Source organism: Amycolatopsis sp. A133 (genome assembly GCF_031082405.1).
Classification (GTDB): domain Bacteria; phylum Actinomycetota; class Actinomycetes; order Mycobacteriales; family Pseudonocardiaceae; genus Amycolatopsis.
Window position 1 is genome coordinate 398,171 of the sequence record NZ_JAVHJU010000057.1, and the last position, 22,553, is coordinate 420,723.

General features: G+C 72.4%; 20 protein-coding genes. 5 read left to right on the plus strand and 15 right to left on the minus strand.

The window, feature by feature from the left end:
• The 5 genes from fabG to Q5425_RS34220 all read right to left on the minus strand — a co-directional run bounded on the left by fabG (nt 1) and on the right by Q5425_RS34220 (nt 4,385).
• The gene (fabG, locus tag Q5425_RS34200; RefSeq protein ID WP_308676492.1) at nt 1-741 is read right to left on the minus strand and encodes a 3-oxoacyl-[acyl-carrier-protein] reductase; all 741 of its coding nucleotides are present in this window, start codon (nt 739-741) and stop codon (nt 1-3) included.
• The gene (locus tag Q5425_RS34205; protein ID WP_308676493.1) at nt 738-1,847 is read right to left on the minus strand and encodes a beta-ketoacyl synthase N-terminal-like domain-containing protein; all 1,110 of its coding nucleotides are present in this window, start codon (nt 1,845-1,847) and stop codon (nt 738-740) included. Before Q5425_RS34205 ends, fabG begins: the two co-directional genes overlap by 4 nt.
• A complete protein-coding gene (locus Q5425_RS34210) occupies nt 1,844-3,094 on the minus strand; it encodes a beta-ketoacyl-[acyl-carrier-protein] synthase family protein (protein WP_308676494.1) in 1,251 nt (416 codons plus the stop codon). Before Q5425_RS34210 ends, Q5425_RS34205 begins: the two co-directional genes overlap by 4 nt.
• A 9-nt stretch (nt 3,095-3,103) precedes the next feature.
• Nucleotides 3,104-3,355, minus strand: a complete 252-nt coding sequence (locus Q5425_RS34215) for an acyl carrier protein (protein ID WP_308676495.1) — start codon at nt 3,353-3,355, stop codon at nt 3,104-3,106.
• Nucleotides 3,356-3,635: 280 nt separating this feature from the next.
• The gene (locus Q5425_RS34220) at nt 3,636-4,385 is read right to left on the minus strand and encodes an AfsR/SARP family transcriptional regulator (RefSeq protein ID WP_308676684.1); all 750 of its coding nucleotides are present in this window, start codon (nt 4,383-4,385) and stop codon (nt 3,636-3,638) included.
• A gap of 1,538 nt (nt 4,386-5,923) precedes the next feature.
• Here Q5425_RS34220 and Q5425_RS34225 point away from each other — a divergent pair.
• Nucleotides 5,924-6,169 (plus strand): ATP F0F1 synthase subunit C, encoded by a 246-nt coding sequence (locus tag Q5425_RS34225; RefSeq protein ID WP_308676496.1) that lies wholly within the window; start codon nt 5,924-5,926, stop codon nt 6,167-6,169.
• Between the two features lie 279 nt (nt 6,170-6,448).
• On the opposite strand, the gene Q5425_RS34230 is transcribed toward Q5425_RS34225, so the two are convergent.
• From Q5425_RS34230 to Q5425_RS34255, 6 genes are all read right to left on the minus strand, one after another.
• On the minus strand, nt 6,449-8,989 hold the full coding sequence (locus Q5425_RS34230) for a CHAT domain-containing protein (RefSeq protein WP_308676497.1): 2,541 nt from the start codon (nt 8,987-8,989) through the stop codon (nt 6,449-6,451).
• The gene (locus Q5425_RS34235; protein WP_308676498.1) at nt 8,986-9,444 is read right to left on the minus strand and encodes a hypothetical protein; all 459 of its coding nucleotides are present in this window, start codon (nt 9,442-9,444) and stop codon (nt 8,986-8,988) included. Before Q5425_RS34235 ends, Q5425_RS34230 begins: the two co-directional genes overlap by 4 nt.
• Nucleotides 9,444-10,037, minus strand: coding sequence for a sigma-70 family RNA polymerase sigma factor (locus Q5425_RS34240; RefSeq protein ID WP_308676499.1), 594 nt, complete (start codon nt 10,035-10,037; stop codon nt 9,444-9,446). Before Q5425_RS34240 ends, Q5425_RS34235 begins: the two co-directional genes overlap by 1 nt.
• Nucleotides 10,034-11,635 (minus strand): S8 family serine peptidase, encoded by a 1,602-nt coding sequence (locus Q5425_RS34245; RefSeq protein WP_308676500.1) that lies wholly within the window; start codon nt 11,633-11,635, stop codon nt 10,034-10,036. The genes Q5425_RS34240 and Q5425_RS34245 overlap by 4 nt, the downstream gene beginning before the upstream one ends.
• Before the next feature lie 303 nt (nt 11,636-11,938).
• A complete protein-coding gene (locus Q5425_RS34250) occupies nt 11,939-13,387 on the minus strand; it encodes a hypothetical protein (RefSeq protein ID WP_308676501.1) in 1,449 nt (482 codons plus the stop codon).
• A gap of 76 nt (nt 13,388-13,463) precedes the next feature.
• On the minus strand, nt 13,464-14,300 hold the full coding sequence (locus Q5425_RS34255) for a PaaX family transcriptional regulator C-terminal domain-containing protein (RefSeq protein ID WP_308676502.1): 837 nt from the start codon (nt 14,298-14,300) through the stop codon (nt 13,464-13,466).
• 212 nt (nt 14,301-14,512) lie between these two features.
• On the opposite strand from Q5425_RS34255, the gene Q5425_RS34260 reads away from it, so the two are divergent.
• From Q5425_RS34260 to Q5425_RS34270, 3 genes are all read left to right on the plus strand, one after another.
• Nucleotides 14,513-15,448: a PHB depolymerase family esterase gene (locus Q5425_RS34260; RefSeq protein WP_308676503.1), complete on the plus strand. Its 936-nt coding sequence runs from the start codon at nt 14,513-14,515 to the stop codon at nt 15,446-15,448.
• Between the two features lie 227 nt (nt 15,449-15,675).
• Nucleotides 15,676-16,218 (plus strand): alpha-L-fucosidase, encoded by a 543-nt coding sequence (locus Q5425_RS34265; protein ID WP_308676504.1) that lies wholly within the window; start codon nt 15,676-15,678, stop codon nt 16,216-16,218.
• Nucleotides 16,215-17,093, plus strand: a complete 879-nt coding sequence (locus Q5425_RS34270; RefSeq protein WP_308676505.1) for a discoidin domain-containing protein — start codon at nt 16,215-16,217, stop codon at nt 17,091-17,093. Before Q5425_RS34265 ends, Q5425_RS34270 begins: the two co-directional genes overlap by 4 nt.
• Before the next feature lie 108 nt (nt 17,094-17,201).
• Here Q5425_RS34270 and Q5425_RS34275 read toward each other — a convergent pair whose 3' ends face one another.
• Nucleotides 17,202-17,975, minus strand: a complete 774-nt coding sequence (locus Q5425_RS34275) for an inositol monophosphatase (protein ID WP_308676506.1) — start codon at nt 17,973-17,975, stop codon at nt 17,202-17,204.
• Between the two features lie 27 nt (nt 17,976-18,002).
• Here Q5425_RS34275 and Q5425_RS34280 point away from each other — a divergent pair, with 27 nt between their 5' ends.
• Nucleotides 18,003-18,908, plus strand: a complete 906-nt coding sequence (locus Q5425_RS34280) for a LysR family transcriptional regulator (RefSeq protein ID WP_308676507.1) — start codon at nt 18,003-18,005, stop codon at nt 18,906-18,908.
• Nucleotides 18,909-19,092: 184 nt separating this feature from the next.
• Here the strand turns inward: Q5425_RS34280 and Q5425_RS34285 are convergent, their stop codons facing one another.
• The 3 genes from Q5425_RS34285 to Q5425_RS34295 all read right to left on the minus strand — a co-directional run bounded on the left by Q5425_RS34285 (nt 19,093) and on the right by Q5425_RS34295 (nt 22,453).
• Nucleotides 19,093-19,701 carry an SDR family oxidoreductase gene (locus Q5425_RS34285; RefSeq protein WP_308676508.1) on the minus strand — a complete coding sequence of 203 codons (609 nt, stop codon included), beginning with the start codon at nt 19,699-19,701 and terminating at the stop codon, nt 19,093-19,095.
• A 98-nt stretch (nt 19,702-19,799) separates the two neighbouring features.
• Nucleotides 19,800-21,143 carry an alpha/beta hydrolase gene (locus tag Q5425_RS34290; RefSeq protein ID WP_308676509.1) on the minus strand — a complete coding sequence of 448 codons (1,344 nt, stop codon included), beginning with the start codon at nt 21,141-21,143 and terminating at the stop codon, nt 19,800-19,802.
• The gene (locus tag Q5425_RS34295; protein ID WP_308676510.1) at nt 21,140-22,453 is read right to left on the minus strand and encodes an MFS transporter; all 1,314 of its coding nucleotides are present in this window, start codon (nt 22,451-22,453) and stop codon (nt 21,140-21,142) included. Before Q5425_RS34295 ends, Q5425_RS34290 begins: the two co-directional genes overlap by 4 nt.
• Nucleotides 22,454-22,553: the final 100 nt, after the last annotated feature.

Consider the following 22,553-nt stretch of genomic DNA (forward strand, 5'->3'; position numbering starts at 1 on the left):
TCAGACGACCAGGCCGCCGTCGATCTCGAATACGCTTCCGGTGATGTAGGCGGCCCGGTCGGAGACCAGGTAGGACACCAGGTCGGCAACCTCCTCGGCCGTGCCGAACCGGCCCAGCGGGACGGCCGCGCGCAGCTTCTCGCGGGCCTTGTCCGTCATCTGGGCGGTCATGTCGGTTTCGATCAGGCCCGGCGCGACCGAGTTGACCCGGATGCCGAACCGGCCGACTTCCTTGGCGAGTGCCTTGGTGAAGCCGATGACCCCGCTCTTGGACGCCGAGTAGTTGACCTGGGTCGGGTTCCCGTGCACCCCGGACACCGACGACAGCGCGACCACGCTGCCGCGGCGCTGCTTGAGCATGAGGAACACCGCCGGCTGGCAGACGTTGTAGACGCCGTCGAGGTTGGTCCGCAGCACGTCCGTCCAGCGGTCCTCGGTCATCGTCACGAACGCGCCGTCGCGGGTGATGCCCGCCGACGTCACCACGGCGTCCGGGACGCCGAGGTCGGCGGCCGTCCGGGCCACCCACTCACCGGCCGCTTCGCGGTCGGTGACGTCGACCTTGGTCGCGACCGCCCGCCGGCCGAGGTCGTGCACCTCCTTGGCGAGCACGTCGGCGGACTGCTCGTCCGCGCGGTAGCAGAAGGCGACGTCGTGGCCGCTTTCGGCGAGGCTCAGCACCACCGCGCGGCCGATGCCCCGGGACCCGCCGCTGACCAGCGCGACTTTCGGGGCACTCATGCGACGGGCTCGCCGAGCCGCAGCAGCGTGCACGCCACCGAACCGTCGTCGTCGCAGGTGGTGACGACCGTGTGGTCGGCGCCGGCCCGTTCGGCGGATTCGGCGACGCTGAGGACGGCGGCGAGCTGGAACATCGCGCTCGCCGAAGCCGTGTCACCGAGGAGGTCCGCCGACGGCACCCGGTCGACGGCCGCGTCGCCGAACAGCTCCCGCAGCGCCACCGCCTCGACCGGTTCGCCGCGGTGATCGGTGAACCCGCTGCCGGTCGCGGCCCAGACCTGCTCGGGAGCGACGCCGGCGGCCGACAGCAGCGCGCGCACCGCGACGGAGACCGTGCCGGCGAGGTCGTCGTCCAGGCAGACCCGGGATTCGAACCCCTCCAGGGTGCCGAGCACCCGGCGGCCGGGCGGCCGCAGGTCCGCGGGTTCGAGGAGGAACATCGCGCAGCCTTCGCCGAGGACGACCGGGTCGCCACCGCCGCGGCGGTGGTGCTCGACCCACGCCCTGGCGGGGGAGTACTCCTCGGCGGCGCCGCAGAGCACCCGGGTGGCCCGGCCGGTCCGCAGCAGCCGGCGGGCGTAGTTGAAGGCGTGCGGGCCGGTGGTCCGGCCCGCGGCGATCGTCGCGTTCGGACCCTTGAGCCCGTGCCAGATCGCGGCCTGCCCGGCGGCGCAGTTCATCACGCAGCCGGGGACCGCGGCCGGTTCGACGTGGTCGGGTTTGTCGCCGGTGAGCGAAGCGCGGGTCAGGTCCATCATGCTCTGCACGCTGCCGGTCGTGGTGCCCAGCACGAACCCGAGGTCGTCGCGCTCGGCACCCGGCTCGGCGCCGATGTCGGCGAGCAGGTGCTTCGCCGCCGCGACGGCGAGCCCGCTGACCCGGTTCATCGCCCGGGTGCCCTTCGGGCCGAGGAACTCCCGCGGCTCGAAGCCGGGCACGGTGCAGGCCGTCTCGCCCGGGCCGCGCGACCAGCGCTGCGGGTCCAAGGTGGACACCGGTGACGTCCGGGTGCGGACGCCGTCGGCGAAGGACGCCCGGTCGTGGCCGAACGGCGAGATCGCCGTCCAGGCCGAGATGACCGGCGGGTTCAGCGTGCCGGTGCTCATGCCACCGCCTCCCTGGGGCCGTCGTAGCGGCCGATCAGCACGACCGAGTTGTTGCCGCCGAAGGCCCAGCCGTTGTTCTGCACGATCCGCAGGTCCGCCTCGACCGCCACGTTGGGCACGCAGTCGACCGCGCACTCGGGGTCGGTCTCGACGTGGTTGATCGTCGGCGGGATGAACCCCTCGGTGATGGCGACCGAGCAGCCGATGGCGGCCAGTGCGCTCGCCGCGCCCATCGAGTGGCCGAGCATGGACTTCATCGACACCACGCGGGGCGTGTCGTCGCCGAAGAGCTCGCGGATCGCCGCGGCTTCGGTCTTGTCGTTGGCGTGGGTGCCGGTGCCGTGCGCGGAGATCAGGTCGACCTCGGCGGGCTTGACGCCGGCGTTCGCCAGTGCCAGCTCCATGCACCGGGCGATGCCGCCCTGGTGCGGGGCCACCGGGTGGTGGGCGTCGCAGGACAGGCCGTAACCGAGCACTTCGCCGTAGATCCGGGCGCCGCGGGCCGTCGCCGACTCGAGGCTCTCCAGCATCAGGATGCCGGCACCCTCGCCGGTCAGGATGCCCAGCCGGTTCTTGTCGAACGGGCGGCAGTAGTCCGGGGCGATGCTGCGCAGCCGGTAGAAGGAGGTGAACGTCTTGCGGCAGACGGCGTCCGCGCCACCGCACAACGCGAAGTCCGCTTCCCCCAGCCGGATGGCGTCGAACGAGTGGCCGATCGCGTAGTTGCCCGCCGAGCAGGCGGTCGCGATGCTGCCGACCTCCACATTGGACAGCCGCAGTTCGTGGGCGATGGACGTGGCGAGCCTGCCGGCCGAGGTCCGCCGGGCCAGCCGCGGGCTCATCGCTTCCGGTCCACCCGCGATCTCCCGCGAGACCATGCTGTCGAGCTCGTGCGACTCGCCGTCGGTCGTGCCGACCGACAGCAGGCAGCGCGCGTCCCGCAGCGCGTCGAGGTCGATGCCGGAGTCGGCCACCGCGAGCCGGGCGGCGGCGGTCGAGAACCGGCTGGCGCGCCCGAGCGAGTCGATGTCGACGTTGTGGATCCAGCGTTCCGGCTCGAACCCGATGACCTCGCAGCCGTTGTTGTGCTCGAAACCGGTCGTGTCGAAGACGCTGATGGGCCGGACGTTGCTGCGCCCGGCGCGGAGCGCGGCCGTGAACTCGTCGATGCCCGTGCCGAGGCTGGACACCACCCCGCAGCCGGTGATCACCACCCGTCTGCCGGGTGCGGTGGACTGTTCGCTCATCGGATTCCCTTACCAGCCTGCGGATTCCGCGACGACCTCGTAGGCGCTGTCCAGGTCGGTCATCCGGCGGAACTGCGCTTGGTCGATCGTGATGCCGAACTCCTTCTCCAGCGCCGCGAGGACGTCCATCAGCGTGAGCGAGTCGGCTTCGTGGTCCTCGATGAAGTTGCTCGTCTCGGTGAGCTCGCCGTCTTCGAGTTCGAGGTGCTCGCGGACGATCGCGCGGATCTGTTCCCTGCGCTCGGACACTGCCGCTGTCATGACCACTCCTGTACCGGTTTTCGGACGAACTTCGGCCTGGCCCGGAAACTAGCCAGCGGAGATGACCGCACTCTGACCGACCGCTGACGAAGGCGGGGCGTCGGTGAACCGTCAGCCGTTGGTCATCCCGGTGCGCCAAGATCATGCCCGGCGGTCACGGAAGGAGAGCGGATGAGCCCGGAGGGTGTCCATTGCGGAGAGGGCGGCAGACGCACCGCAGGGACGGCCGGTGGTCGCGCCGTCCCTGCGGTGGGGTGGAACTTCGGTGGAGCGGAGTGGTTCAGCGGAGCGTGGTCGCGTCCAGCATGCCGTCCTGGACCAGGATGGCCTGGTACAGCTGACGCAGCGCCCGGCCAGGGGAAAGACCGAGCTCACTGCCGAGCCACTTGCTGGTGTGGTGGAACACCGACAGCGCTTCGCTCTGCTGGCCGGTCCGGTAGAGGGCGATCATCAGCAGCTCGCTGAGCCGCTCCCGTCCCGGGTTCTCGCTGGCCAGCAGCCGCAGTTCGTGCACGATGTCGTGGTGTTCGCCCGTGGCCAGCCGCGCGGCGATCAGGTCTTCCTGGACGGCCAGCCGCCGCTCGTTCAGGTGCGTGGCCGCGGCCCGGCACCGCACCCCCTCCTGCACGTCCATCAGTGCCGGCCCCCGCCACTGCACCAAGGCCTCGCGGAGGATCCCGGTCGCTTCGTGCGGTGCCGAGGCGACCAGGGTGGTGCCGCGCCGCGCGAGCTCGAGGAACCGGTGCGAGTCGATCGCGTCGGCGGGCACCTCCAGCTGGTAACCGCTGTAGGTCGTCCGGACGATCTCCTCCCCGCTCGCGTCGGTGATCGGCTTGAAAAGCCGCCGCAGCCGTGCGATATTCGCTTGCAGTGCGTTGCGGGAGTTGGCAAGTGACCGCGGGCCCCAGAGCTCGTCCGCCAGTTGCTCGTACGACACCGGGCGGCCCGGCGACAGAGCCATCATCGCCAGTAAGGTACGCACTTTCTTCGCGCGTATCGAGTAAATTCTCCCATTCGATCTTATTTCCATGGCGCCTAGCAGTTCAATTTCCACTTCGATCGACCCCCAGATTCGGGCAGCCCGATACTTATCGGCCGGACCACCCGAAGATGTATTTTGCGCAAGATAGTGGCAGAGGGGCGGTGGCTTAGGTACCTCCGTTCGGACCAGTGAAACGCCTAACTCGTCAGTAGTATCAGCAGGTGGACGGTTTGGCTCGGCGTGTATTCGGACATCGCGAGTCATGGTGGTGTTAGCACCACCATTAATGGTGGTGTCAGCACTCCGACAGAGGGTTCTGATCTACGCTGGTAGGGTCCTCGGTGCCGGCGGCATCCGCCCCCGTACTTGTACGATCGGCAAGCAGGTCATTACGGCGCGAACCCAAGCTGAGGGCTTATCGGTAGGGGGTCCTGGACCTGCCGATCCACCGGGCCCGGAGCCCGTCGGCGACCGGCCGGGGACGGCGGCCGGACGCACCGGCGGCCGGGGTGCCGACGGCCCGGCAAACGGCGTGCTTACCCCATTCGGGGATTTCCCGGTCGGGAATGTATCTGCAGGGGTCAACGCTGGATACATCGATCGCCTGGTTTTTTCGCCTGCGTTTTTCCGCGGGCGTGAACGGGGGCCGGTTGCATTCGGCGGGGAAGCGCCACTCGGGCTACCTCGGCAAAGGCCTCGGGAACTGCTCCCGGACGCGGTCTGCGGGTGGTCGTGGGCCAGGCGGGTGCGTGGTGGGATTCGACCCGGTGCCGCTTTGGTGCCTTGTCGCCGGGGCGGGAACGGGCGATCGTGGCGGGCCGGGATCGCGACGGTTCGGTGACGGTGAGTGAGCGCGCTCTGCTGGGTGGTCGCGCCGGTGCGTTCGCGGCCGAGCCGGGTTGCGGTGGACGTACCAGCCGGTCGGTACGTGGCCGGGTCGGCGGCGTGCTTCGTTGAGAATTCACGGAGCCGGGCCGGGCCGGGCCGGCTTCGCGGGTGTGTCCTCGGAGCGGGGGAGTCGGTCGGCTGTGGCGCCGGTCGACGAGTCCGCGAATGCGCGGATCGCCCGCGACGGCGGCGGCGGCGGCCGTGTTCGCCCGGCCCGGCCGGGCCCGCCTCGCATGGCTTCGGCATCGCCCGCCTCGCATGGCCCCGTCATCGCGAGCCTCGCATCGCATGGCCCCGGCATCGCTCGCCCCGCATCGCACCGCCCCGGAGGATCCTGGCCGTCGCCCGTCGCCCGTCGCCCGTCGCCCGTCGCCCGTCGCCCGTCGCCCGTTGCCCGTCGCCCGTCGGTCGCCACCGCGCCGAACTCGCCGGCGTCGTCCGGCCACAATGGACAGTGCACCTCTCCAGCATGGACCCGGCCCGAGCCCACGTGTCCGCTTTCCGGCGGCGGTTCCCGATTCGCCGTGATATCCTGTCGGTGATCGGACCACTCGATTACCGACAAATCCCGCTCGCCGGCGCGATCTGCCCATTCGACGACCGTCTCCGATTTTGACGCCCTCGCCCATCTCCGGTGTGACGCACGAGCCGCTGTTCCACGCGAGCGTGCGCGTGGACCGATGTGAAGGGGAAAGTCCATGACTGACACAGTTCTGGCCCAGGCTGTCAACATCAACCCCGGCCTCGCCGCCATCGGTTACGGATTGGGGGCGATCGGTCCGGGAATCGGTGTCGGCCTGATCTTCGCCGCCGTCATCAATGGTACCGCCCGGCAGCCGGAAGCGCGCGGGAAACTGCAAACCCTCGGCTACTCGACCTTCGTGCTGAGCGAGGTGCTCGCGTTGATCGGTGTCGTCGTCTATTTCATCGCGTCCAACCGGTGATCCGGCGGGGTGATCGTCTTCGCGATGGGATGACGGATTTCGCTGCGGGCGAACGGATTGCGCGGCACTGAGGGGTGCCGGGGCAGGCGGCACGGCCGGTCGCCTGCCCCGGCACCGGGCTGCGCGGCCGGGCGGAACCCGGGGCGCACCAACGAATCCCGCCGCGCGACGATTGCTGATCAGGACAGTCGGCGCGCCCGGACCACCGGCTGCAGCGCCGGACCGCCCGGCCACGGTCCCCTCGATCGGCGCGCAGCCGCCCCAGCCGCAACCTGAAGCTCAGGCGCCGAAACAAACGAAGGGAATGAAGTGCTCCCCCCGGCCGGCATCGGCCAGCGCGCGGGGCGCCGGAACCCCGCGGGCCAGGGCCCGGTGGTACGCGTACATCACCTCGACCGCCGCCTGGTCGTCGACGCGGGCGACGCTGGAGACCACCGTGCGGCTCCCCGAATGCAGCAGTGCCGCGGTGAAACCCAGGAACTCGTCGCCCGGGCGCACCACCGACCGGCCGACGTCGCAGGCGGACAGCACCACGTGCCGCGGGGCCGTGGCCAGCCGGTGGACGTCGTAGGCCATCAGGGGCCCGTCCGCGAGGTCGAGGCGGGAGAACAGCACGTTCTCGGGTTCGTGGTGGCCGTGGGCCGCGAAGTGGACGATCGTCGCGTCCTCGAGCGCGCCGAGCGTGGCGTCCACCGTCGCCCGCGCGCCCGTCAACAGGGTGCCTTCCGGGTACACCGCGGAAATCCGGCTCGCTTCGGCGGGTGCGTGGTCGAGGGCCGGGCCCGCGACGACCAGGACCTTGCCGGCCGGCGCACCGGCCGCGCCGCGCCGGGCCGTGAGCCAGGCGGACGGTGACGGGCTCACCGTCACCGGACGGCCCCGCAGCGGGGGCAGCAGGCCCCAGGGCACGGTGGACAGCGGCCCGTTCGGCACGATCACGACGTCCGCGTCGCCGATCGCGGCCGCCAGCGGGGTCAGCAGCTGCTCGGTCAGCACGGCGAGCTGCCGCCGCAGGGACGCCCGCACGACCTCGTCGATCGCGTGCGGCAGCCGGCGCCCGCACCGGGTGTCGAGGTCGCTGTGCAGGCGGGCCAGCGCTTCGGCGACCGTGGCCGGGTCCCCGAGCGCGACCAGCGCCGGCCGCCTGCCGTCGAGCACCAGCGCCTTGAAGCCGGCCCGGTCGGCCAGGAAGCTGATCATGACGCCGCCCGCGCCGGCCAGCTCGGCGGCGACGTCGGTGAACGACGCGTCGGCGTGCCGGCCGGTCCCGCCGCCGGTCTGCCAGTCCCGGGCCCGGATCACCCGCTCCAGCGCCAGGCACCGGCGCCGGGCCTGGGTCGCGGGCCGCCCGGCCAGCTCGGCGGTGCGCGCCTCGTGCGCGAGGTGCCGGAGCTCGGCGACGGCGTCGAGGGTGCGCTCGTCGGTCGGGGCGCGCACGGCCGGGACCTGGAACGCCCGGGCCCGCGAACGCTCCAGCCAGCGGAAGACCACCCGGGGGTCCGCGGTGCCCAGCGCCGCGGTGAGCCCGGTCCTGGCGAGCTCGTCGCCGAGCGAACCGGCGCCGGTCTGCAGGTCGAAACTGCCGGACCGGACGCGGTGGGCGTCCAGGCGGTCCAGGCCCGCGCGCGCGTTCGCGAACGCGCCCCGGCGGTCTCCCTTGGCCATCGCCAGCTCGGCCCGCGCCAGGTTGCGCAGCAGGTGGGTGGTCAGCGGGGCGCCGGCCCCGAGCCGCCCCGACAGCTGGTCCCCGGCGCGGGCGATCTCCCGGCGGGCGATGTTCGCCCGTGCCGACAGCAGCGACGCGGCTTCGGCGTCGTTGCGCAGGCCCAGCGCTCTCAGCTGGTCGGCGAGCGCCGCCGTGGCCGCGGCGACGGCGGCCATCCGCCGCCCGGCCGCAAAATCGGCGCGCAGCACGGTGAGCGTCGCGACCGCGGCCCAGGTTTCGTTGCCCCGCCGCCGGAAGTGCTGCCGGGCCCGCGCCGCCCACTTCCGGGCCTCCGCGGGCCGGCCGGTCGCCAGCGCCGCGCGCGCCCGGGTGAGCTCCGCCTCGGCGTGTTCCTGGTCGAGCCGGGACACCGCGAACAGGCCGAGCGCCGAATCGAGTTCGATGGCGGCTTCGCTCGGCAGTCCCGCGGCGAGCAACGCCCGCGCCTTGTCGACCCCGAGCGGCCCCAGCATTTCCGCGCACAGCTCGGCGTAGACGGCGCCGGCCGCGTCGAAGTCCCGCAGGGCGCCCGGGATGTCCCCGGTGAGGACGCGGCACTGGCCCCGGCCGTGCCGCGCCTTGGCGACCAGCGCGCGTTCGGTTCCGTACCGGCCGCCGATTTCCGCGCACTGGCCGAGGTCGGCCATCGCCGGGCGCACCCGCCCGGCGATCTGGTGCAGCAGCGCCCGGTTGAGCAGCGACCTCGCCAGGACGACTTCTTCGCCGGCGCGGCGGAGCAGCGGGATGGCATCGTCGAGGTACGGCAGCGCTTCGCCCATCCGGCCGACGAGGACCAGCAGCAGGCCCCGCTGCTGCAGGAGGACGCCGCGGTCTTCCGGCGCGACCGCCGCGGCGGCGGTGTCGAGCAGGTGGAAGCCGTGCTCGCTGTGGCCGAGCACGACCTCCACGCCGGCCAGGCTGGTCAGCACCCGGGCCGCGAGCCGGTCCGGCCCGGGCGCCGGCGGCTCTTCCGGCGACGCCCAGCCGAGCCGGCGCAGCGCGGTGAGCAGCAGGCGCCGTCCGGCCAGCGGGCGTCCGTTGTTGGTCGCCTCGACCGCCCGCTGCTGCAGCGCCCGCACCTGGTCGCCGAGCTCCGGAAGCGCCTGCGCCGTCACAGGTCGATGACCGGGGTGGCCACCCGGCGGCCGTCCCCGGCGGGCCGGACCGTCAGCCGGGCCAGGCCGGCGTGCGCGGCCTTGATCACGAAGCGCCCGTCCCCGTCGCACCGCGTCGTCCGCGTGCCGGCCGTCGTCAGGAGCTCGACTTCGTGCGCGGCCGGCGGGGCGAGCCAGCCGTCCACCCGGACGGTGCCGGGTTCGCCGGTGGTCACGTTCACGAGCACGGCGAGCCCGTCCCGTTCGAACGTCAGCACCCGGGTGCCGCCGTCTCCCCGGACCGACGCGACCTCGAGCAGGACGGGCATCGACGTCAGCTCGGACTCCAGGTTCGCCAGCCGCACCGCGAAGCGGATCCGGCCGGTCAGCGACGGCGGTACGGGGTCGGCGTCCGCCCACAGCTGCCGCAGGTCGGCCAGCAGCTCGTGCTCTTCCGCGGTCGCCGGCTCCGGCATCACGCCCAGTCCCCGTCCGCCAGCAGGGACCGCAGCCGGCTCAGGCACCGGCCCCGGGTCGGGCCGATGCTGCCCTTCTTCATCCCGAGCGCGGCGCTGACCTCGTCGTAGTCGGGCCGCGGCACGAACGCGACGATGCGCAGCAACCGGCGGCACCGCTCGGGCAGCCGGTTCACCGCCTCCCACAGGCGCGCCCGGCGATCGTCGGTCAGCACGCGGTGTTCCGGGCCCGGAGTGGCGTCTTCGCGGACGGGGAACCACCGCTCGTCGACCGGCAGCTCGGCCCGGTTCTGCGCCAGCGTCCGCCACGCCTGGCGCTTGGTCACGGTGACCAGCCAGCTGGTCAGGGCCACCGGGGAGCGGATCTCCTCCAGCGAGCCGAGCAGCCGCAGCCACGCCGACTGGACGACGTCGCCGCTGCGGTCCCGGTCGAGGCCCTGGGCGCGGGCGACGTTCCACAGCAGCGGGGTGAGCAGGCCGATCAGCTCGTCGAACGCCCGGTGGTCCCCGGCGCGGGCGGCGGTGAAGACCGCGGCCACCCGGTCGTGGTCGAGGGGATTCGCCGGCGACCGGCCGGCTTCGGCAGTGCTCATGGCATCTCCGGGAGCGCCGCGCGGGCGCGTTCGACGGTGGTGTCCCGGTCCACTCGGGTCAGCGCGAGCTCGGCCCGCTCTTCCCCGACCCGCAGCAGCCGGTTCGCGATTTCGGCGGCGACCAGCGGCGTCGCGAACGACGTGCCGCTCCACACGGCGTATTCACCGGTGAACTTGTCCGGATCCAGCGAATACCGGTCCAATCCGGGCACCGCGCGTTCCGGCGTTTCCGAACCGTCGGCCGCCGGCGGGTAGGTGCTGACCACGTTGACGCCGCTGGCCCACGCCGTCACGGACCGGTTTTCGTTGGAGAAAAGGGCCTTGCTGCCATCCGGGTTCAGCGCGCCGACCCCGATGACCTGCGGGCCGCCGTCCGGGTCGCCGGGCCGGTCGGCCAGCGCCGCCGGCAGGAACGGCCGGGCGGTCGATTCGTTGCCCGCGGCGGCCACGACCACGACACCGCGTCCGATCAGCCCGTCCACCACCTCGATGAGCGCCGACGTCCCGTCCCATTCGTCGTAGTACCCCGCCGAGAACGAGACGACGTCGACCATCCGCTCCGGACGGCCGTTGTCCTGCGCGTCGATCACCTGGGCCAGAATCTCGTGCAACGCCGTCAACGCGTCGCCCGAGTAGCCGATCTTGTCGCTGTGCACCGCCCGGATCGCGAGGACGCGGGCCCGGGGCGCGGCCTGGCGGATGAGGCCGGCGATGAAGGTGCCGTGCCCGTAGGCGTCCTCGAGCGCGCCGACGAGCGGTTCGGTGGATTCCGGGGCGTCGGTGTACCCCTCGATGATCCGGGTGGCCGGGAACGCGCCGGCGGAGTGGTTCCGCGCGATCTCGTCCTGGATGTCCGGGGACACGGTGACGAACTGGTCGGCGAACGGGCTGCCCGGACCGGCTTCGTGGACGTCGAGCAGCGGGTGGGCGGCGTGGCCGCTGTCCACGACGGCGATCACCGGACGGCGGGCGGCGGGCTCCCGGTGCGGCGCCGCGCCGGGCAGGACCACCGGGAACCGGCCGCGGAACGACGACCGCAGCGAGTTCGTCGCCGGCGTGTCGCTGATCGCCCACGGCTTCAGCACCAGCGTGTCGTCGGTGGTGGCGATGAGGTGTTCCAGCGAGCACCGCAGCACGTCGGCCCGGGTGAGCGCGGCCCCCTGGCGGTCCGCGTCCGGCTCGCCGTCGACGTCCGGCGGCGGCACCGAGGCCCGCAGGTGCTGCAGCGCGCGCCAGGAATCGACGGACACGGAAATGCCGTCCTCCCGCGGCCGCAGCGCGATCCGGACGGGCGCGCGCGAGGGCAGGATTTCCGGGGTTTCCGCGCGCAGCTCGATCTGGCCGAGCACGTCGTTGATCGCGCTGTTTTTCGCCTCCCAGATTTCGGCGGGGACCAGCAGCACGCCTGGCCGGTAGACCGTGGGCCGGTACCGGCCGCCGCGCACCGGCCACCCTTCGACGACGTTCACGTCGGGGTCGAGCACCCGGCCGCCGTGCCGGTCCAGCAGTTCCGGGGAAATCGCGGGTACGAACCCCGGGGTGCCGGGACCCGGGTCCCCGGGCCGCTGCGGTTCCGGCGGATCGAATCGGACCACCATGCTTCGCTCCCTCGAGCCGGTGCGGCCGGCCTGCTGCCGGAACCGCTGCCACTGTCGGGAAGGTCGGCGCGCGACCCGGCAGATACGCCCCCCGGTCACGATGCGATAAATCCCGGCGGCCCCTCGAACCGGCTCGGCTGCCCGTCGGCGCGGCATCGAGAATAACACGGCTATCGGGTGTCGTAATCTCACTCACCCGACCGGTGTAAAAAGCGTTGAAACAGGTGATCAATAGTTGTCGAATGGGGTGGGTGTGCCAAATTTTTTCGGCGGCGAATGCGGAAAGAATCCGGTGTGGTCCGGCTAGTGCGTCTGCATCAGGATGAAGTCGCCGTGGCCGCCATAACCGAGGACGTCCTCGGCGTACTGCGTGCCGTCGAATGTCGGCATCCACCAGCGGTTGCCGATGCGGACCAGCATCGGGTGCGGGATGTTCGTGCCGTAAGGCGCGTTCAGCGTGCCGAGCTTGCGCAGCTTCAGGTCGTAGATCGGGTATTCGCGGGCGTCGCCGTCGCTGGCGAACAGGTACCAGCGGCCGCCCACCCGCTGCAGGATGGTGCCTTCGGTCTGGTCGACGGACGTGTCGGCGCCCAGCAGCGTCAAGCCGTGGTCGTAGTCGGCGCCGCGCGGCGCGGCGGCCAGCGCGGGGTGGAACACGAACGCCGGTTGCTGGGCGGGGCTTTCGACGAACGCAAGGTGCCAGCGGCCGTCGATCTTCGTCAGCGCCGGGTCCCACGAACTCACCGTCGTGGGCAGCGCCAGCTGCTCGGTCGGCAGGACGTGGACGCCCGAAAGCACGTCGGCGCGGGTGACGGTGTGGCGCACGTGGACGCCGGTGAAGGCGAAGTCGCCCCAGGAGCTCATCAGCAGGATGAACCGGTCGTGCTCGTCGTCGCGGACGATCTGGCCGGCGTGGTCGCCGAGCACGACGCCGTCGCGCGCGAAGAACAGCGTCGCCACCTGCTCCAGCCTCGTCGGGTCGGCGAGGTCGAGCGTCCACACCGCCCAGTGCGCCTGCTGGAAGAACCCGAGACCGGCGTTGGTCATGGTCAGGTAGAGCTTGCCGTGGCGGATGTAGGGCCGGCCGTCGGCGTGCTGCACCACGTGCGGGTCGCGGACGCCGGCCTGGCCGAAGTACCCGGCCCGGACCCGGCCCAGCCGCGCCGGCCCCCGGCTGCCGTAGGCGTAGCCGAGCCGGCCCAGCACCGCCGGGTCGCGCAGGTCGATGCGGGCGCGGACCTGGTCGCGCTCGGTCAGCAGCGGCTGCCAGCCGGTGCCCCGGTCGGCCAGCACCGTGACGGCGTTCTCGTTGACCACGACGGCGAAGCCGAACGGCGCCCGCAGGTCCGCCGGAGCGGTCTTGACCACGGTGGTGCCGGCCGGGGTGGTGATCTCGATGCCGGCCTGTCCCGCGGCGGCGTCGTAGGTGCCGAGCACCGAAACGCCGTCCCCGGCCAGCCCGGCGACGACGGGGGCGCGGTCGTCGCGCACCTGCACGGTCACCGTCCCGTAAGGCGCCTTCGGCCGGATGCCGGTCTTGACGAGCCGGCCCGGCCGGGCGGCGGTGTCGAGCTGGACGAACTTCGGCGCGATCAGGTCGAACGGCCGGAACTGCTCCGCGACGGAGAACTCCAGGTCCAGCGGGCTCGTGCCGGCTGCTTCGGCGGTGCCGCCGAACAGGCTCGCGGTCACCCCGGTCACCCCCAGCGCGGTGAGGGCACGCAGCACGTCGCGTCGATCGAAGTCGGTCACCTTTGACCTCCGGGGCAGGGGACGGCGGGGCTCCCAGTTTGCAACGTGGCATGCAACGTGGCAACCGCCGTCGGCCTCATTCCTCGACGAGCGACTCCAGGAGTTCGCCGGCTTGTTCCTCGGCCGGCCGCGTCCACTGGTGACGCAGGGTGCGGAACAACGCCGCGGCGCGCGTGCCCGGCCAGTCCGGCGGCAGCAGCGCGGGCGGCAGGACGGGGTCGCGGCGGATGAGCAGCAGCCATTCCGCGCCCAGCCGGATGCGCCGGGACAGCGCGTCGCCGAGCTCGTCGCCGGCGCTGCCGGACCACCGGCGGAGGAACTGCTCGTAGCCGGCCGCGATCCGGGGCAGGTCCCAGGCTTCCCGGGCGATCCGCGCGGGATCGGTCCACATGAACGGTTCGGCGCGGAACACTTCGGCGTGGTCGAGCAGGTCCAGTTCGGCCAGCGCCGGCGCGATGTCGGCGGCACTGGCCGAGACCCACAGCCCGCTGCGCAGCGGCCCGAAACCGAACCAGCCCAGCCGGGTGCGCAGGGCGTACCGGTCCGCGCGGCGGGTTTCCGGCACCGAGAACGTCAGCAGGGTCCACCGGCCGTCCCAGTGCCGTTCGACGACGTCGCCGTCGAGCTTGCGCTGCCCGTCGCGCAGCACGGCTGTGCCGTGCCCGGTGAGGGCCAGGAAGGCCTGGCGGCCCCGGCGGACGGTGCGGAGCAGGTCGCGGCGGGTCATCCGGCTCAGCGTCGCCCGCGTCGCGTGTTCGCCGACGCCGAGGCGGTCGAGCGCGGCGATGACCCCGCCGGTGGACACGGCGATCCCGCGGTCCAGCACGTGGTCGCCGAAGAGGGTGAGCAGCAGGGCTTCGGGCCGCACGCCCGGAACACCCTCGTCCTCCGCCCAGCCGGCCGCTTCGAGCATGCGCCGCCTCCTCGCCTGATCGCCGGGCTCCAACCTACCGTGGAGATTTGTTCACCGTTTCGCTAGCGATCATCATCCATTTGTCGCACTTTCTCGGGTGTTCTCGGAGTTCGAAACTATCGGTCGACGCAGATATTTGATGAATCGTTGACGGTCGTTGTCGATCTGCCTAACCTCATTCGCGAGGGGGCTTCGCCGACCGGAGGTCACCGATGAGTGGATTCAGAACGGCGTTCGTGACACTGACCAGCACCCTGCTGATCGCCGCCGCCGGAGCTGTGGCGCCGGCCCCGGCGGCGGCCGCATCGCTGGTGGAAGTGACCGGCTTCGGGAACAACCCGGGCGGGATGCGCATGCACGTCTACGTGCCCGACACCCGGCCGGCCAATCCCGCGATCGTGGTCGCCATGCACGGCTGCGGCGGTTCGGGGCCCGGCTTCTACTCCGGCAGCGAGTTCGCTTCGCTGGCCGACCGGTACGGGTTCCTCGTCATCTACCCGAGCGCCCAGCAGCAGGCCGGCTTCGGGAAGTGCTTCGACACCTGGTCCGACGCGGCGAAGCGGCGCGGCGGCGGCAGCGACCCGGTTTCGATCGCGTCGATGGTGACCTACGCCGAGCAGCGCTACGGCGGCGACCCGAACCGCGTCTTCGCCACGGGTTCGTCCTCCGGCGGCATGATGACCAACGAGATGCTCGCCCTCTACCCGGACGTGTTCAAAGCGGGTGCGGCGTTCATGGGCGTGCCCTTCGGCTGCTTCGCGAACGCCGCCGACTTCCCGCCGTGGAGCAGCAAGTGCACCGGCGGCAGCATGAACCGCACGCCCCAGCAGTGGGGTGACGCCGTCCGGCAGGCCTACCCCGGCTACACCGGCGCCCGCCCGCGGGTCCAGCTGTGGCACGGCACCGCCGACACGCTCGTGCCGTATTCGCTGCTGCAGGAGGAAATCGAGCAGTGGACCAACGTGTTCGGCCTGAGCCAGACGCCGACTTCGTCCGACACGCCCCAGGCCGGCTGGAACCGCCGCCGTTACGCCGACAGCGCCGGCACGGTCCGGGTGGAGGCCTACAGCATCCAGGGCGCCGGGCACAGCCTGCCCGCGGCCGGGATGGCCGCGGCCGCCATCACTTTCTTCGGGTTGGCCGGCTGACCGCTTCGCGGGACGCCGGAACGCGCCGGCGGGGCCGCCCCCGCCGGCGCTGCCGTGCGGAATAATCGCCGAAAGCGTCGAATACTCGGCCGGTGGTGGGAGCCGGCCGCAGAAACATTGACACGAAACAAAATCCGGGGACATAGTGCGATGTCGATCCGCTGCCGGTGTCGAGCGAGAAAGCGCTTGCAGACGCGGGTCCGCCGCTCCCGAAGGGATTTCGCGCCGTGTCCGGACTTTCCCGTCGTGGCCTGCTGAAAGCGACCGCCGCCACGTCGATGCTGCTGGGGTGGCCGTCGCTCGCCGGTGCGTCCGCGGTGGACGATCCCGCGGCGTTCTTCGTGAACCTGCGGTTCGGGATGTTCCTGCACTTCAACATGGGAACCTTCCACGACGCGGAATGGGTGGAGCCGGGCCAGGACCCGAAGACGTTCGCCCCCGCCGCGCTGGACTGCGGCCAGTGGGCGGATGCGGCGAAGGCGGCCGGGATGACCTTCGGGGTCCTCACCACCAAGCACCACGACGGCTTCTGCCTGTGGCCGTCGAAACTGACCGGCTACACGGTGGCGAACAGCTCCCACCGCCGCGACGTGGTCGCCGAGTACGTCCGCGCGTTCCGGTCCCGGGGCCTGGTCCCCGCGTTGTACTTCTCCATCTGGGACCGGACGCAGGGGGTCGCGGCCGGCTCGGTCGGCCGCGCCGACCTGGACTTCGTCAAGGGCCAGCTGACCGAGCTGCTGACCGGTTACGGGAGATCCCGGCGCTGGTGATCGACGGCTGGTCGTGGCAGATGGGGCTGCGGGAGGTGCCCTACGGGGAGATCCGCGACCACATCCGGTCGCTGCAGCCGCGGTGCGCGGTGGTCTGCCTGACCGGGATCACCGAACCGTGGGGCACCGACGTCGTGTTCTACGAGGAGCCCAAGGGCGTGTGGACGGCGCCGGACAACTCGTACGCGGCCTGCCAGGGGCAGACGATCGCCGCCAACGGCTGGTTCTGGCACCCGGACACGCCGACGACGTCGTTGCTGACCGCGGACGACATCGTGCGGGGGCACCTGGCCCAGCTCGAGCCCCGGTGGTCGACGTTCATCCTGAACTGCCCACCGGGGCCGCGGGGCCTGCTCGACGACAACATCGTCCGGCGGCTGCGCGAGGTCGGCACGATGTGGCGGCCGGACCCCGCCCGGCCACCGCTGCCGCGGCAGCGCCCGGCCCTGACCCACCCGGTGGCGCCGGTGTCCGCGACGGCCACGAGCGGTGACGCGGCCAAGGCGATCGACGGCTACAGCGACTACAACGGCGGAGCCCAGCAGACGCTCTGGGAGTCCGCCGCGCGGCTGCCGCAGTCGGTGACGCTGGACCTCGGCGCCGTCCGGCCCGGCATCGACATGCTCACCTACCTGCCCCGCCAGGACGAGGTGGCCGGCCGGTACGTCACCACCGGCAACGTCACCGGCTTCCGGGTCGAGACGAGCACCGACGGCGTCCGCTTCACCCCGGCGGCCCGGGGCGGCTGGCCGGCGGACAAGGCGCTCAAGCACACGAAGTTCAGCCCCCGCGCGGCGCGGTACGTCCGGTTCACGGCAACGGCCGCGAACGGCGCGGCCGCGGTGGCGAGCCAGCTCGACTGCGGCCGGTCCTGACCGCGGCTGCGCTTCAGGAGGACTGTTCCGGACGGGGCACCGCCGGGAACCAGATCTGCTCCCCAGATGGCGGTTCTGGTGCAGACCGGCCGGCCCCGGCCGAAGCCGTCAGGCGGTGAGCACCTTCAACGCGGCGGCGTGCACCCCGGGCGCGGCGGCGAGGTAACCCTCGCCCGCCAGGTCCCACGGCGTTCCGTCGAAGTGGGTGACGACGCCGCCGGCCTCCTGGACCAGCAGCACCCCGGCGGCGTGGGCGCGGACGTTGCCGAATTGCCAGTGCAGGTCCATCCGGCCCGCGGCGACCTGGGCGAGCTGGTGGGTCACCGGCACGGAGATCCGCACGTACAGCGCCGCCTGCGACATCGCGGCGAACGAACGGCCCATCTCCTCGAGGAAGCCGTGGCCGGGCCGGGCCTGGCCGGTGCCCGCCAGTGCGCCGTCCAGCGACGTCTTGGCGGAGACCTGCAGCCGCTCGCCGTTCAGGTACGCCCCGGCGCCTTCGGCGGCGGTGAACACCTCGCCGAGCACCGGGAAGTACAGCACCGCCAGCACCGGGCGCCCGTCGCGGACGAGGCTCACGCCGATGTTCCAGTCCGGCATGCCGTGCACGGCGTTGACGTTGCCGCCCACGGGATCGATGAGCCACCACTCGCCCGGGGGGATGGGCCCGGATCCGTGTTCGTCGTCGAGCCAGCGCGCCTGCGGCCGGATCCCGGCCAACGCCGGCCGCAGCACGTCGGCGACGGCCGAGTCGTTCTGGTGCAGGCTCGCCAGCAGCTCGGTCAGCCCGGGCTGGCGGTCGCCGGGGGAGTAGCGCTCCAGCATCCGGGCGCCGGCGGCGCGGACGGCGGCGGCGGTGTCGGCGAGCAGGTCCTGGCTCATGGGTCCTCCTGTGGTTGTCTTGCGTTCGTGCAACTCGACTTGAACTTGCTCACGGTGCTCGATGCGCTGCTCGAAGAGGGCAGCGTGATGGGCGCGGCCGAGCGGCTGCACCTGTCGTCACCCGCGGTCAGCCGCACCCTCGGCCGGCTGCGGGCGGTGACCGGCGACGACATCCTGGTCCGCACCGGCCACACGATGGTGCCGACGCCGTACGCCGTGGCGATCCGCGAGGACGTGCACCGGCTGGTCCGGCGGGCCCGCGAGGTGCTCCGGCCGGCCCGCGAGCTGAACCTCGGCGAACTGGACCGCACCTTCACGATCCAGTGCCACGACGCGCTCAGCGCGTCGGTCGTGCCGGTGCTGGCCTGCCGGATCCAGGAGCAGGCTCCCGGCGTGCAGCTGCGGGTGCTGGCCGAACACTCCGCCGACACCGACGACCTGCGCCACGGCCGCGTCGACCTCGAACTCGGCGGTGGACGGCCCCACCTGCCCGAGTTCCGGTCCGAAGTGCTGGGGCGCGACCCGCTCGTCGTGGCGATGCGCCCCGGGCACCCGTGCGCCGGCGGCCTCGACCTGCCGTCGTTCGCCGCGTACCCGCACGTGCTGGTGTCCCGCCGCGGCCGGCTCAGCGCCCCGATCGACGACGTGCTGGCGGCCGAGGGGCTGCGCCGCCGGGTGATCGCCTCCGTGGCGACCCTCGCCACGGCGCTGCAGATGGCCGCCCGCAGCGACGCGCTGGTCAGCTGCACGGCGCTCCTCGGCCGACCGCTCATCGACGCGTTCGGGCTGATCACCCGCCCGCTGCCGGCCGAATCCCCGGAGGCGGAGGTCAGCTGCACGTGGCACCAGCGCTACGACTCCGACCCCGCCCACGCCTGGCTCCGCGACCAGGTCCGGTCCGCCCTGGAAGAGATCACCACCGCCGAGCACTGACCCCGCGTCCGGCCCGGCCCGGTCCCGAGCGCCCCAATGTGGCGTTGGTTGCGTTCAACGCACCGAACGCCACATTGGGTGCGTTGAATCGGCACTGCGGCGCGGAGCGCCTCCATTGAGGGTGGTGGCGGGGGCATGGATGGAGCACCGAACGCCACATTGGGGCGCTCGGGCAACCGGGGAGCTAGCCGGCCAGCGGTACCGCGACCACTCCCGGGAAGCGGGGGTTCTCGGCCTCGTCGAGCATCGCGGCCGCGACGGTGTCCCGGCTGATCGACGTCCGGAGGTCCAACTCCGGTGCGGCGTCGAGCCCGACCGTGCGACGCTGCGGGTCTTCCGGGCCGTCGGCGAGCAGCCCGGCGTGGAACACCGTGCCCCCGGCCGCGAGGATCGTCCCGTCGGCCTCGACCTTGTCGCCGAGCCGGTCGCCCAGCAGCTTCCCGAGCATCCCGGCGGCTTCGCCCGCCGCCCCGGCGGACTCGCCCGTGCCGTACGCACCCAGCCAGATGATCCGCCGCGGCCCGGCGGCGACCACCGCCTTGGCGCCGGCCAGCAGGATGCCCGCGCGCTCCGTGCCGAGTGCGGAAAGGACGACCGAGTCCGCACCGGTGACGGCGGCGATGCTCGCCGGGTCCTCGACGTCACCCGCCACCTTGTGCAGGCCGGCCGTGTCGGGAAGGTCGATGCGGCCGGGGTCGCGGGCGATCGCGGTGACGGTGTGCCCGCGCCGCAATGCTTCCCGGGTGAGTGCGAGGCCGGTCCGGCCGGACGCCGCGAGGACGGTGAGGTTCATACCGACCACGCTAGGGACTCAGGTCGTTAACTTCAAATGCAAGTTTGGAAAGGAAAGATTTACGCAGACGCAAGGGGCGGCCGAAGCCGCCCCTTGCGTCAGCGGCGTTCGCCGGTGAGCGGCGCCGGGGTGTAGCGGAGGTAGCGCCCGGGGGCGCCGAGCGCGGCCGCGGCCGCGTTGAGGCGTTCGGGCCGCAGGTCCGGCCAGTGGCCGGTCTCGATCCGGGATTCGAGGGCGTGCAGGGCCGCCAAGGTCTCCGACGGCTGGAAGGCACAGTGCCCCGCCGCGCCGACGTAAGCCTGGCGCAGCAACGATTCCCGTCCCGCCGCGCGCACCCGGCGGGCGTAGGAGTTCTCCTGTTCGACCGGCACCAGGTGATCCGCGGTCGTGTGGATGGCGAGCTCCGGAACGCTGAGCCGGCCGGTCGCGGTCGAAGTGCGGGCGAGCGTGCGGACGGCGTGGGGGTCGGGCGTGATGTCCGCGTGGCGGGTCAGCTCGGCCAGGTCGGCGTCGAGGTCGAGCCCCGCGGCGCGGTAGAGCGCCCGGACCTGCCGGGCCAGCGGGCTGCCGGCCAGCAGGGTGCGGTAGTCGACGCCGGCGGTGAACGCGCTGTTGCCACCGGCCGCCAGTTCGATCTGGTAGCGGCCGGGCACGACGAAGCCGAGCACGAACTGGCTCAGCGCCTGCTGCTGTTGCTGTTCCTGGCCCGCGTAGTCGGCGGGGCCGGGCGGTGCGTCGCCGGTCAGCCAGGGCGGCATGTTCATCAGCGCGGCCCCGAGGGCGATCCGGGCCCGGCCGGCCGCGGTGCCCTGGGCGTCGGTGACGATCTTCGTCAGCGCCGCGCCCGCCGCGCTCGCTTCGTCGGCGCTCGCGTAGCGGACGAGCTTCACCGGCTGGGCCGGGGCGAGCAGGCGCGACAGCGCGTATTCGCCGTCGAGCTGGTAGTTGTTCAGGTTCAGCGCGCCGCCGACCAGGCCGCACGTGGTCAGCGCACCGTCGAGCCGCCGGGTGCCGGACTCGGCTTCGAGCGCGCTGACCAGCCCGCCCATCGAGGTGCCCCACGCGATGGTGCGGCGGGGCTCGCCGATCTTGCGCACGAGCTCGTCCAGCGAGGCGAACTGGTCCCGCGGGGCGGAGGCGAGCGCCCACAGCGACGGCCCGCTGTAGGACGAGCCGATCAGGGCGTAACCGCCGGCGAGCAGCGCCTGCCCGGTCGGCTCGTCCGGGGCGTTGCGCGCCACGAGCGGGCCGAAGCCGTGGCTGTAGAGGATGATGGTCCCGTTCCAGGCCGACGGCACGTCCGCCACCCAGCTCGCGCCGTCCGGCAGCACGCCGGTGTAGTGCGCGGGGGTGGCGGCCTGCGCCGTGCTTCCCGTGGTGAGGCCGAACGCGGTCAGCGTCGTCGCGACGAGGGCGCCGGCCCGGCGGAGCCACTTGCTCATCCTCGGTTCCCTTCCGGTTGGGCGGCCGCGGGGACGGACGGCTCGGGGGAGAGCTCGCGGCGGTGGGTTTCCCGCAGCGCCAGGACGCAGCCGGCGGACAGGACGCAGAACGCGGCGATGGTCCACGACACCGGGGTGGTCGAACCGCCGCCGTTGGCGCGCTGGAGCTCGGCGAAGATCAGCGGGGCGAAGCCGGCGCCGAGCCCGGCGAGCTGGTAGCCCAGCGACGCGCCGGTGTACCGGTTTTCGGTGGCGAAGAGCTCGGTGTACAGGGCGGCCAGCGGGCCGTACATCATCGGGTGGATCACGCCCTGGCCGATCACCAGCGCCAGGACGAGCAGCAGCCCGCTGCCGCTGCGGACCATCGGGAACAGCAGGAACCCGAACACCGCCATGGCGGCGACCCCCGCCAGGACGACCGGGCGGCGGCCGATCCGGTCCGACAGCGCGGACCACAGCAGGATGCCCGCCACCGCGCAGGCCGAGGACAGGGTGAGCGCGTTGAGCACCTCTTGCCGCGGGTGCCCGTGCTGGACGCCGTAAGCGAGCACGAAGGTGGTCAGCGTGGCTTGGACGACAAACGCGGCGAGCCCGACGCCGACGCTCAGCAGCAGCACGCGCGGGTGGTCCCGCAGGACGGCGACGACCGGGAGCCGCCGGCGTTCTTCCTTGCGTGCGGCCAGGAACGCGGGGGTTTCGTCGACGCGGGAGCGCACGAACAGGCCGATCGCGAGCAGGACGATGCTGAGCAGGAACGGGATCCGCCAGCCCCAGGCGAGGAAGTCCGCCTCGGAGGTGAGGGCGGCGGTGCCGGACATGGCCAGCGTCGAGACGACCATGCCGCTGGGCGCGCCGGCGTTGGTGAAGCCCGCCCACAGGCCACGGCGCGACCGCGCGTGTTCGGCGGACATCAGCACGGCGCCGCCCCACTCGCCGCCGACCGCGATGCCCTGGACGACGCGCAGCAGGACCAGGCCGAGCGGGGCGACCGGACCGATCTGGTCGTAGCCGGGCAGCAGGCCGATGAGGAAGCTCGCGACGCCCATCATGCTCATCGTGAGCACGAGCATCCGCTTGCGGCCCAGCCGGTCGCCGAAGTGGCCGAAGATCAGGCCGCCGAGCGGGCGGGCGAGATAACCGGTGGTGAAGGTGCCGAAGCTGGCGACGGTGGCCAGCGCCGGATCGAGGTCGGCGAAGAAGACCTTGCCGAAGACCACTGCGCTGGCCGTGGCGTAGAGGAGGAAGTCGTAGTACTCGATGAGGCTGCCGAGAAAGCTGGACGCGACCGCTCTGCGGAGCTGAGTGCTCATGGGGACACCCTCGTCGTCGGGGGCGGGGCACTGCGGGGGAACAGGTTCGTCCGTGGCGGACGACGGAGGAGCGGGCCCCAACGTTAGTCAGGGCCATGAC